We start from the raw sequence: 11,703 nt of genomic DNA on the forward strand, positions 1-11,703 counted from the left end.
CCGAAGAAGTTCATGTGCTTCGGGGCAGCGGTCAAGCGAAGCCAGGCTGGACCAAGTCGGGCCGGGGTGCAGCAATCACAGACACGGCTTCAAACGCCACGTTCCCCGCGGGCCGGCCCACGCCCTCATGAAGGGGCAGAACAGTTCCGCGGGGAACGAGCGTGCGAGAAGTGGGAGCCCGGGCTACTTCTCCCAGATGAAGTGGCCCTGCTGCTGCAGCTCTTCGTGCTCCGGGCCGAGCGGAATGTCCGTGCGGTCGCGCAGCAGCAGCGTTGCGATGAACGCGATCACCATCACGCCCGCGATGTAGAACGCCACCGAAGTTGCCGTGCCGGTCGCTGCAACGAGCGCCGACGAGATCATCGGGGCGAATGCGCCGCCCAAGATCGCGCCGATCGCGTACGTGATCGAGACACCCGAGAACCGAATCGAGGCCGGGAAGAGCTCCGTGAAGTACGCCGCCTGCGGCCCGTACGTGAGCCCGTTGCCGATAGCGAACAGCGACAGGCCGAGGAACAGCAGCCACACGTTGCCCGTGTTGACGAGCGGGAAGAGGATGAAGATGACCGCGAGGAACGCGATCCAGCCCGCGATGTAGGTCTTCTTCCGGCCGATCTTGTCGGAGATCACGCCCGCCGCAAACGTCATGATGAGCCACACAACCGACGCGGCGGCGACTGCGAGCAGCACGTGGGTGCGGTTCATACCGACGTGGCCGCCCTCATCGATCGGGGTCGTCGCGTAGTTCTGGATGTATCCGCCGGTGGTCATGTAGCCCGCGGCGTTGTTGCCCGCGAAGGTGAGCGCGGCGAGCAGTACGAGCAGCCAGTGCTTCTTAAAGAGCTCGACGACGGGAACCTTGCTCTGCTCCTTGCGCTCCGAGATCTCCGTGAAGACGGGGCTCTCTTCGACCGAGCGGCGAACGACAATGCCGACGACGATCAGCACGAAGCTCAGCAGGAACGGCACGCGCCAGCCCCACTCAAGGAACGCGTCGCCTGGTGAGATGACGCCGGTCATGAGCGCGAGCACGCCCGACGCGAGCAGCAGGCCGATCGGAACGCCGATCTGCGGGAACGCCCCCATTCGCCCACGCTTGCCCGCGGGCGAGTGCTCAACAGCCATGAGCACGGCGCCGCCCCACTCGCCGCCCGTCGAGAGCCCCTGCAGTACGCGCAGCAGCACGAGCAGCACCGGCGCGAGCATGCCCGCCTGCGCGTACGTAGGCAAGACACCGATCAGCGTCGTCGCGACACCCATGAGAATGAGCGTGACCACGAGCATCGCCTTGCGGCCGATCTTGTCGCCGTAGTGCCCCGCGAGGAACGCGCCGAGCGGGCGGAAGAGGAAGCTCACGCCAACGGTGGCGAAGGAGAGGATCGTCGCGAACTGGGGCCCCGCGGGCTTGAAGAACAGCTCGGCGAAGACGAGGCCCGCGGCGCTCGCGTAGAGGAAGAAGTCGTACCACTCGATGGTGGTGCCGATAACCGTAGCGGCGGCGACCCGTCGCAGTTCGCGCTGCGATCTGGGCGCAGCAGTTGGGGAGGACATACCCAGGAGACTCCTTTGTCGTTTAGTGAACAGCGTGTGCGGTAATTGAACACCACAGCTCGGGGTTCACCCTACAGGATTCTCGGCGATTGTGCCGCATCGCAGACCGCTCATTCTTGGGTCTGTGCAAGAAAGCCCCGAGGAAATACCGGGGCCACCCGCGCAACCCCACCATTCCCCGCACCAAAAACCTGGCCCCGCACCCCTCGAACGGGGGTACGGGGCCAGGCACCGCAGGGTGGCTGAATTTCTCCGGGTGCGACTACGCCCCGGCGAGCTCAGCCTTCTTGCGCAGCCGCAGCGCGTGCAGCAGCGGCTCGGTGTAGCCGTTCGGCTGCGTCGTGCCCTCAAGGATGAGTCGGCGGGCGGCCTCGAACGCCGTTCCGGCGCCACCCGCGAGGGGCTCGTAGGTCGCGTCGGCCGCGTTTTGCCTGTCGACGATCACCGCGCACTTCTCGAGCGCCGCATCGATCTCGCCCTCGGTGATGACCCCGTGCAGCAGCCAGTTCGCGAGCAGTTGGCTGGAGATTCGCAGCGTCGCGCGATCCTCCATGAGACCGACGTCGTGGATATCGGGCACCTTCGAGCATCCGACGCCCTGGTCGATCCAGCGCACGACGTAGCCGAGGATCGACTGGACGTTGTTCTCAACTTCGGTCGCAACGACCTCCGGCGTGAGCGCCCCCTCGGGGGCGAGCGGAATCGTGAGGAGCGCGTCGAGGCTGTCAGCCGCGAGTGCGGGCAGCCCGCGGCGCGCGACGAACGCGTCCTGCTGGTGGTAGTGGAGCGCGTGCAGCGTGGCCGCGGTGGGCGACGGCACCCACGCCGTCGAAGCACCGGCGCGCACGTGCCCGATCTTCTGCTCGAGCATCGCGGCCATGAGGTCGGGCATCGCCCACATGCCCTTGCCGATCTGGGCGCGGCCGTCGAGGCCACAGTCGACGCCGATCGCGACGTTTCGCGCCTCGTAGGTCGGCAGCCACGGCTCCTCGCGGATCGCGCCCTTCGGGAGCATCGCGCCCGCGCGCATCGAGGTGTGGATCTCGTCACCCGTGCGGTCGAGGAAGCCGGTGTTGATGAACACGACCCGCTCGCTCGCGGCCGCGATGCACGCGGCGAGGTTCGCCGAGGTGCGTCGCTCCTCGTCCATGATGCCGATCTTCAGAGTGTTCGCAGGCAGGCCCAGCAGCTCCTCGACCCTGCCGAACAGCTTCGCGGCGAACGCAACCTCGGCCGAGCCGTGCATCTTGGGCTTCACGATGTACATCGATCCGGCGCGCGAGTTGCGCCCCGCCGCGGGCCCGCGCAGCTCGACGAGCGAGCCGACCGCCGTCATGACCGCGTCGAGGATGCCCTCGAAGACCTCGGCCCCGTTCGCGTCGCGCACGGCCGGCGTGCGCATGAGGTGGCCGACGTTGCGCACGAACAGCAGCGAGCGGCCGGGCAGCACGAGCACCTCACCGTTCGGCGCGGTGTACTCGCGGTCGGGGTTCGCGGTGCGGGTGAAGGTCTTCCCGCCCTTCGACACCTGTTCGGCGAGGGTGCCGTCCATGAGGCCGCGCCAGTTGCGGTAGCCGAGCGCCTTGTCGTCGGCGTCAACGGCAGCGACCGAGTCTTCGAGGTCCATGATCGTCGTGAGCGCCGACTCGAGCTCGATGTCGTCGATACCCGCCGAGTCGGTCTTGCCGTTCGTGCCAGACCTGTCGATGACGATGTCGACATGGAGCCCGTTGTGGCTGAGTAGCACCCGCTCGGGCGCAGCCGCTTCACCCCGGTAGCCGACGAACGCCGCGGGGTCCGCGAGCCCGGTCGTGCCGCCCTCGGACGTCGAGACCACGAGCGCGCCATCGATGACGGCGTAGCCTGTTGCGGTGGTGTGGGATCCCTGTTCGAGCGCGACGTGCGCGTCGAGGAACCGGCGCCCCTCGGCGATGACCGCGGCGCCGCGGGCCGGGTTGTAACCCGCACCTGGCGCGAGCTCACCCTCTCGCGAGATCGCATCGGTGCCGTAGAGCGCGTCGTACAGCGAACCCCAGCGGGCGTTCACCGCGTTGAGCGCGAAGCGCGCGTTCAGCAGCGGCACCACGAGCTGCGGGCCCGCGAGCCTGGCGATCTCGGGGTCGACGTTCTCCGTCGCAACGGCGACCTGTGCGGGCTCGCCCTCGAGGTACCCGATGCCAGAGAGGAAGGCCCGGTACTCCGCGAGGTCCGGCTGGCCGGGGCGCTCTGCGTGGTACGCATCGATCTGGGCCTGGAGGTCGTCACGGCGAGCGAGCAGCGCCTCGTTCTCAGGGGTGAGGTCGGCGAGGATCGCGGCGACGCCGTCCCAGAACGCGTCATCTGTGACGCCTCCCCCGACCGCGCGATCCGCGGCAAGCGCCTCCTTGGCGAACTCGACGATCGGCGTGGCGACTGAAAGCCCTGCGCGGGTTTCGGTGGGGATCACTTGGTTGTCTCCTCGGGTAGGCGGCGTTGGCGCGGGGCGCGAAGCCCTCGTGCTCAACCATAGAGGCGAAGGGCTTGTTTTGGAATATTGATTCCGTATTATGGAATTCATGACGAACTCGCGCGACACACACCTCGAGTCCGACGGCCCAGAGGCGGGGCGCGAGCGCCCACCCGAGGGCCAGGTGCAGTCGGTCGCGCGGGCCTTCGCCCTCCTCGAAGCTCTCGCCGACGCGGGCGACCCTCTGTCGCTCCAGGCGCTCGCTGAGCGCACGGGGCTCGCCCAGCCCACCGCGCACCGCCTGCTGAAAACCATGCAGGGCCTCGGCTACGCGCGGCAGACGGCGGCGCGCGAGTACGGCCTCGGGCCCGGGCTCATCGGGCTGGGCAACCGAGCGGCCCCGCAGCTGGCCGCGCGGGCCCAACCGCTCCTCCGAGAGCTCGAGGAGCTGTCGCAAGAGACGGCGAACCTCGTCGTGCTCGATGGCACGAACGCGGTCTACGTCGCCCAGCAACCGTCACGGCACCAGATGCGCATGTTCACGGAGGTTGGCCGCCGGGTGCTGCCGCATGCGGCCGGTGCGGGGAAGGCGATGCTCGCAACCCTGAGCGACACCCGCGTCCGTGCGATCGTCAGGGAGACCGGGCTGCCCCGGTACACCGCAACGACGCTCACGACCGAGGCCGAGCTGCTCCGCGAACTGCGCGACACGCGGGGCCGCGGATATGCACTCGATGACGGCGAGCGCGAGGTCGGCGTCCGGTGCATCGCCGTAGCCGTTCCGGGCTCGACGCCGCCCGCCGCGCTCTCCGTGTCGGGGCCGGCCGCCCGCATCACCGACGAGATGGCGCGCCGCGTCGTGGAGGCGCTCCGTGACGTCGCGGCACGCCTCGCGGGGGCCGGAGCGGCGGCGTAGCAGGATCCCACGGCCCGCAACCGAAGCAGCCACTCGAATTGGCTTTCGAGGTTTTCGGGGTAGTCTGTGCCCCATGAGTGGGCTGACCGTCATGGAAAGCCTCGGCGCTTTCCGGGGCATGGTCTCGAGCTCGTTCGTGCCACTGGAGGTCACGAGGGAGCGAGAGCGCCGCGGCGCGCCCTTCAGCGCGAGCATGGAGTCGCTCGACACCGACGGCATCGCCTTTACCGAAATCGCGGCGCACCCGCACATCGTTGAGCGGACCGAGGCCGGCATCGCCGACGGTGGCTCAGGGTTCTACAAGGTGAGCCTGATGCTCTCGGGCAGCGGTCACCTCTTGCAGGGCGGGCGCGAGCTCGTCATCGGCCCGGGCGACCTCGCCATCTACGACACCTCTCGGCCGTACACGCTTGAGTTCGACAACGCGTTCAAGACACTCATCGTGATGTTCCCGAAAGATCGACTCGAGTTGCCTGCGTCGCTGACCGACCAGCTCATCGCGGCGCCCCTCTCTGAAGAGCACCCGGGGCTCGTGCCCATCGTCTCGACTTACCTGGCGCAGTTCCCAGCGCAGCTCGCCCCGCTCAGCGAGGGCGTTCGCGCGAAGCTCGCTCACACGAGCCTCGACCTGCTCGGCACCCTCTTCGCCGATGTACTCGACGCGTCGCCCGAACAGCGAGATCCGCATCAGCTCCTGCTCCAGCGCATTTGCGGCTACATCGACGAACACCTCGGCTCCCCCGAGCTGTCGCCCGGGTCGATCGCCGCCGCGCACTACATCTCCAAGCGCCACCTGCACGTGCTGTTCCGCAGCGCCGACACCACGGTGTCGAGCTGGATCAAGGAGCGCAGGCTCGAGCGCTCACGCGCCGACCTCCGCGACCCCGCGCTGTCTGACCGCACCGTCGCCGCAATCGCGACGAAGTGGGGCTTCAGCGACGCCGCGCACTTCAGCCGCGTGTTCAAAGCCGCGCACGGCGTCTCGCCCCGCGAGTTCCGCGGCGCATAGCCGCCGGCTTCGATCACCGCCCGTCAATCGGGCTGCGCCCACGTGCAAGCCCGCCGATCACGCGCTTGCCATACTGAGGATGGTTCACTCCATCAACGGCGACAAGGACGGTTTCAATGACGCACGTTCCAGGCTCACACGCCCCGGATGTCACGCACACGCACGGCAAGCGGATCACGACGCCGACCGACGTTCGGCACCCGCTCGACCCGCTCACCGGCGACGAGATTGCCGCGGCGCGCGCGATCCTCGTGGAGGCCGGCCATTTCTCGGAGCACACGCGGGTTCCCCGGATGCTCCCGCTGGATCCGGCGAAAGACGCGCTCGCCGCGTGGCGCGCCGGCGACGCGATGGATCGCAGGATCCGGGTGACGCTGCTCGACCGCTCGACGGGCGTCGCGTCGGAAGCGATCGTGTCGGTGACGCGCGGTGAGGTCGACTCGCTCAACGTCATCCCGAACGGCGAAGCCCCGTACGGGCAACCGCAGTACCTGTTCGAGGAGTACGACGACGCCGCCGACATTGTGAAGGCCTCCCCCGAGTGGCAGGCGGCGATGCGCCGCCGCGGGCTCGAGGAACACATTGAGCTCGCGTTCTGCTCGCCGCTCGCGCCGGGTTTCTTCGGCCGCGAGGACGAGGTCGGCAAGCGCATCGTCCGCTCACACACCTACCTTCGGTTCTCGGAGAACGACAGCCCGTGGGCGCACCCGATCGAGGGGCTCGTCGCGCACGTTGACCTCACCGAGCGACGCGTCTTCAGGCTCGACGACGAGGGCGACGTGCCCGTCCCCGAGCAGCACGGCAACTACACGCTCGACGTGCAGGGCCCTGTGCGCACCTCGCTCAAGCCGATCGAGATCACCCAGCCCGAGGGCCCATCGTTCTCCGTCGACGGCAGCCTGGTGCAGTGGGAGAACTGGAAGTTCCGTGTCGGCTTCAACCAGCAGGAAGGCCTCGTACTCAACCAGGTCACATGGCGCGACGGCGATGAGGATCGCTCGGTCGCGACCCGCGCGAGCGTACCCGAGATGGTCGTGCCGTACGGGGACACGTCGGTGAGCCGCCACTGGATCAGCTACTTCGACGCCGGCGAGTACCTGCTCGGCAAGAACGCGAACTCACTCGCGCTCGGCTGCGACTGCCTCGGCGTGATCCACTACTTCGACGCGTTCGTGCCCGACGACCACGGCAACCCGGTCGTCATTCCGCAGGCCGTGTGCATGCATGAGGAAGACTACGGCATTCTCTGGAAGCACACCGACCTCGCGGGCAACGCTGAGACCCGTCGCAGCCGCCGGCTCGTGGTGAGCTACTTCACGACGATCGGCAACTACGACTACGGGTTCTTCTGGTACTTCTACCTCGACGGTTCGATCCAGATGGAGGCCAAGGCGACCGGGATCGTGTTCGCCGGCGCCGGCATCCCGGGCAGCGAGAACCCGCACGGCCCCGAGATTGCGCCGGGCATCTTCACCCCCGTGCACCAGCACATCTTCTGTGCGCGCATCGACGTCGCAATCGACGGCGAGGACAACACGCTCCACGAGATCGAGGCCGCGGGCATTCCGACGGGCCCCGACAACCCGTACGGCAACGCGTTCACCTGGACGAACACGCAGCTCACCAGCGAGCTTGAGGCGCAGCGCATCGCGAACGGGCTCAAGTCTCGCGTGTGGGAAGTGCGCTCTGCACACCGCACGAACTACGTCGGCAAGCCGACGGCGTACTGGCTCATCCCTGAGGGCAAGATGCTGCTCGCGGCGCAGCCCGAGGCCACCGTGCACGGGCGCGCGGCGTTCGCGACGAAGCACCTCTGGGGCACCCAGTACGACCCCGACGAGCTCTACCCGGCCGGCTTCTACCCGAACGCGCACGAGCCAGGCGCTGGCCTGCCCGCGTGGACAGCGGCCGACCGCTCGCTCGACGGCGAAGACCTCGTGCTCTGGCACTCGTTCGGCCCAACCCACATCCCCCGCACCGAAGACTGGCCGATCATGCCGGTCGACTACTCGGGCTTCTGGTTCAAGCCCCACGGCTTCCTCGACCAGAACCCGGCGATGAACCTGCCGGAAGACGCGCGCGCCGGAGCTGCCGGTGGATGCTGCGCGGGCGGTGGCTGCGGCTGCTGCGCCGGTGAGAGCTGCCGCTGCGGCGGTTCTGCGTGCGCCTGCGGAAAGCCTGGAGCGTAGCGCGGGCCTCAGGCTACGGAGCTGACGACGTGCGTGGCCCCTCGGTAGCGATCCCGGTGCACGGGATCGACACCAACGCCGGGGCCACGCGCGGCGAGCTGCTCACCGTCGAGCGGGTCACTGACGCAACCTCCCACGGAGTGCCCCACAGACACTCGTTCACCCAGGTCGTGTTCGTTGAGGCCGGCAGCGGGGCTATCCTCGCTGATTTCACGCGCAGCGCTCTCTCCCCCGGCGACATACACGTGCTCGCCCCCGGCCAGGTCCACGCGTGGGCTGACCTCTCGGGGCTTGAGGCAACCGCGGCGATGTTTTCCGAGCGCGAACTCGACCGGGCAGGCCCGCTCCCTGACCCCATCCGCGAGTTGCTCCTCTTCGGCGCCGCGTCGATCCCTACGAGCCCACCAGCCCGCGGCCGCATCCGCACCCTGCTCCGAGCGCTTGGTGAGGCCGGCAGCATCGAGTCTGGCCGCCACCTCGTCCTCGCGCTGCTCTGGGAGTGCACGCATGCGCTCCGCGACTTCCCCGCTGGGGCCAGCGGCGGCTCCTCACCACTCGCGCACGAATTCATGCGGCTCGCAATGCACGAGCCGCGCGCGGACCGCACCGTGGCGGCGTGCGCGGCGGCGCTTGCCGTGACCCCGGGCTATCTCGCCGAGCACCTCGCGCGTGAGGTAGGAACTTCCCCGGGACAGCTGCTTCGCGTGGCCCTCGCGCGTGAAGCCCAGAGGCAGCTCTCAGGTACCGAGCTCACCGTCTCGCAGATCGCTGAGACCCTCGGGTTCAGCGCGGCTTCGTACTTTGCACGGTTCTTTCGCCGCGAGGTCGGGTGCTAGCCAAGCGAGTACCGGCAGATCCCGCATTCGTCGCAGGATCACGGCGGCGTGGCCTAATCAGCACCGCCCTGTGACCGACACTCGCCGCCAAAAGTGTCAGCCTCACCGCAGCGAGTGGCTGGAGAACCATACCCGCTCTTCCTAGGCTCGGGAGCGCGCCCACGCGCACCCAAACTTCAAAGGAGAAGCCACAATGTCACAGAATCGCACCGAGCACCTCTTCGTGCGCAACATGCGCAGCTGCGCCGCAGATTTCATCTATGAGGGAGACCCCGCGGGGCTCCCCAACCCGACAAACGTCGACGAGCCGCTCGGGCTCATGCGGCCCGCCGACGTACCTGAGAGCTCCATCCACATGAGCCACACGTGGATCCGCCCGATCGCCGAGCCCCAGCACTGGGTCGACGAGCACGAGCACGACTACGACGAGATCCTCATCTGGACGGGAGCAGACCCCGACAACCCCGAAGACCTCGGCGCCGAGCTGTACTTCGAGATCGAGGGCGTGCGGCACTCGGTTACGACCTCAGGCTCCGTCTACATTCCCGCGGGAACGAAGCACTGCCCGCTCGGATTCACCAGCATCGAGCGCCCGTTCAACTTCAGCGCCCTGTCGCTGAACGCTGGCTACTCCTCCGAGGATGACGCCCCCGCCCTTGCTGAAAAGCTCGCGCCCGCCGCGCCGCCGTACGAACGCCTGTTCACTCGCGAGCTGCGCGACTGCGCCACAGACATGGTGAACGAGGGCGAAGCGGCAGGCGGTGAACGCCCCGCGAATCTCAGCGATCCCTGGGCGATCGTGCGAGCCGCCGACGTTCCCGAGGCGCAGGCGTACATCACGATGAGCTGGGTGTATCCAACCGATGAGCCGCAGCACTGGGTTGACGAGCATGTGCACGACTACGACGAGGTGCTCGTGTGGACGGGGTCAGACCCCGATGCGCCGCACGACCTCGGCGCTGAGGTCACCTTCGAAATCGGGGGCGAGCGCCACTCGGTCACGACCTCGGGGTCCGTGTACATTCCGGCTGGCACAAAGCACTGCCCGCTGGGATTCGCCCGCGTCGACAGGCCGTTTCGATTCATGGCGATCGCGCTCTCGGGCGACGGTCACTACCTCTCTGCGGCTGAGCGCGCTGCAGCGGTCGGCTAACGGGGAAGGTGCTCGGCATGTCTCCCACACGCTATCCCGTTTCCCCCGCCCGCCGGCGCCGGGTGGCGGCCGCGCTCGCGTCAGTCGCGGCTGTCGCCCTTGCGGGTTCTCTCGCTGCGTGCGCGCCGCCAACCTCAGGCAGTGCCGCGGCTGACACGCTCACGCTCGGAATGGTGGGTAACACCAAGGATGAGCAGCAACCGTACTCGACGCAGAACTCCGTCTCGTCTCAGGCGATCTACCATCAGCTCTACGACGGGCTCACGCGTTTCGACGCCGAGGGCGCCGTGCAGTACGCGCTCGCGGAGTCCATGACCCCAAACGATGCGCACGATGTCTGGACCGTGCACCTGCGAGAGGGCGTGAAGCTGCACAACGGCGACGAGTTCGTCGCGGACGACGTGATCGACAGCCTGCGCTACATGCTCGACCCCGAGAACGCGTTCGCGCCCTCGACTCAGCTCAGCTTCATCGACCCTGACGGGCTCAAGCGGGTCGACGACTACACCGTCGAGATGACGCTCAACGAGCCCTACGGGCCCGTCCCCGACGCGTTCGCCGACGACCGGATGGCGATGCGTAGCGTTCGAGGTGCGTCGGTCGACGAGCCCGTCGGCACCGGACCGTTCATGCTCGACGCGTTCACGGCCGGGCAGCAGGCGACGCTCACCCGGTTCGGCGATTACTGGGGCGCTCAGCCAAAGTTCGAGCGGCTCACGGTGCAGTTCTTCCAGGAACAGCCGGCGATCACGAACGCGTTGCGTGGCGGCCAGATCGACGTCGCGTATTCAGTGCCGTTCACCGACGTCGAGACGCTTGGCGCCGAGGATGGCATCACCGTGCTCGCGAGCGACAGCGCGAGCTACCTGCTCGTCGAAATGAACACCGCGATCGAACCGTTCAATGACCCCCGGGTGCGCGAGGCGATGCGACTCATCGTTGACCGTGAGCAGATCAGAGACAACGCTTACGGTGGCTACGCGACCGTGGCGAACGACTTCATCGGCAACAACACCGCTTGCGCGCCACCGGAAGTACCGCAGCGGACGCAGGATCTGGAGCGTGCGAAGCAGCTGCTCGCTGAGGCGGGCGCGCAAGACCTATCGGTGGAGCTCGTGACCGACGCCGCATTCCCCGGAATGATGGAGACCGGGCAGCTCATCGCGCAGCAGGCCGCGGAGGCGGGGGTCACGATCGAGGTGCGAAAGCTCGACGTCGCGACGTTCCTCAACCGGTGGCGCGAGTGGCCCTTCCTCATCGGGTTCACGTCGAACCCGTACCTCGTCACCGCGACCAACCACTTCCTGCCCGGCGGCGAGGAGAACGCGACCAACTTTGATGACGCCGAGTACAACGCCATCGCAGAGAAGCTGTACGCGTCGACGGACCCCGACGAGCAGTGTGGGTATGTTGCCGAGCTGCAGGCGATCGAGCACGAGCGCGGCGGGGACATCGTGCCGACCTACTCGCAGGTTGTCACGGCCTACCGCGACCGCGTTGTCGGGCTTCAGGAGGACCTGTACGGGCGCGCCGCGTACCAGTTCGGCGGCGTGAGTCTCGCGGGCTGACCCGTGCAGACTGCGGCCTCGCAGGCTGAGCCTGC

Annotated in this window: 8 protein-coding genes; 6 read left to right on the forward strand and 2 right to left on the reverse strand. The window is 67.9% G+C overall.

The window, feature by feature from the left end; genetic code table 11:
- Positions 1-183: 183 nt before the first annotated feature.
- Positions 184-1,551 (reverse strand): MFS transporter, encoded by a 1,368-nt coding sequence (locus FB468_RS15075; RefSeq protein ID WP_141888477.1) that lies wholly within the window; start codon positions 1,549-1,551, stop codon positions 184-186.
- Between the two features lie 262 nt (positions 1,552-1,813).
- Positions 1,814-3,997: a malate synthase G gene (locus FB468_RS15080; RefSeq protein ID WP_246055982.1), complete on the reverse strand. Its 2,184-nt coding sequence runs from the start codon at positions 3,995-3,997 to the stop codon at positions 1,814-1,816.
- Positions 3,998-4,106: 109 nt separating this feature from the next.
- On the opposite strand from FB468_RS15080, the gene FB468_RS15085 reads away from it, so the two are divergent.
- The 6 genes from FB468_RS15085 (at position 4,107) to FB468_RS15115 (ending at position 11,668) form a co-directional block, all read left to right on the forward strand.
- On the forward strand, positions 4,107-4,913 hold the full coding sequence (locus FB468_RS15085; protein ID WP_141888480.1) for an IclR family transcriptional regulator: 807 nt from the start codon (positions 4,107-4,109) through the stop codon (positions 4,911-4,913).
- Between the two features lie 73 nt (positions 4,914-4,986).
- A complete protein-coding gene (locus FB468_RS15090; RefSeq protein WP_141888482.1) occupies positions 4,987-5,922 on the forward strand; it encodes an AraC-like ligand-binding domain-containing protein in 936 nt (311 codons plus the stop codon).
- Positions 5,923-6,038: 116 nt separating this feature from the next.
- Positions 6,039-8,111 (forward strand): primary-amine oxidase, encoded by a 2,073-nt coding sequence (locus FB468_RS15095; RefSeq protein ID WP_141888484.1) that lies wholly within the window; start codon positions 6,039-6,041, stop codon positions 8,109-8,111.
- Between the two features lie 29 nt (positions 8,112-8,140).
- On the forward strand, positions 8,141-8,947 hold the full coding sequence (locus tag FB468_RS15100; RefSeq protein ID WP_141888486.1) for an AraC family transcriptional regulator: 807 nt from the start codon (positions 8,141-8,143) through the stop codon (positions 8,945-8,947).
- Positions 8,948-9,140: 193 nt separating this feature from the next.
- Positions 9,141-10,100, forward strand: a complete 960-nt coding sequence (locus tag FB468_RS17480) for a cupin domain-containing protein (protein ID WP_246055984.1) — start codon at positions 9,141-9,143, stop codon at positions 10,098-10,100.
- Between the two features lie 17 nt (positions 10,101-10,117).
- Positions 10,118-11,668, forward strand: a complete 1,551-nt coding sequence (locus FB468_RS15115; protein ID WP_141888488.1) for an ABC transporter substrate-binding protein — start codon at positions 10,118-10,120, stop codon at positions 11,666-11,668.
- The last annotated feature ends 35 nt before the right edge of the window (positions 11,669-11,703 follow it).

This window comes from Leucobacter komagatae, from assembly GCF_006716085.1.
Taxonomy (GTDB): domain Bacteria; phylum Actinomycetota; class Actinomycetes; order Actinomycetales; family Microbacteriaceae; genus Leucobacter; species Leucobacter komagatae.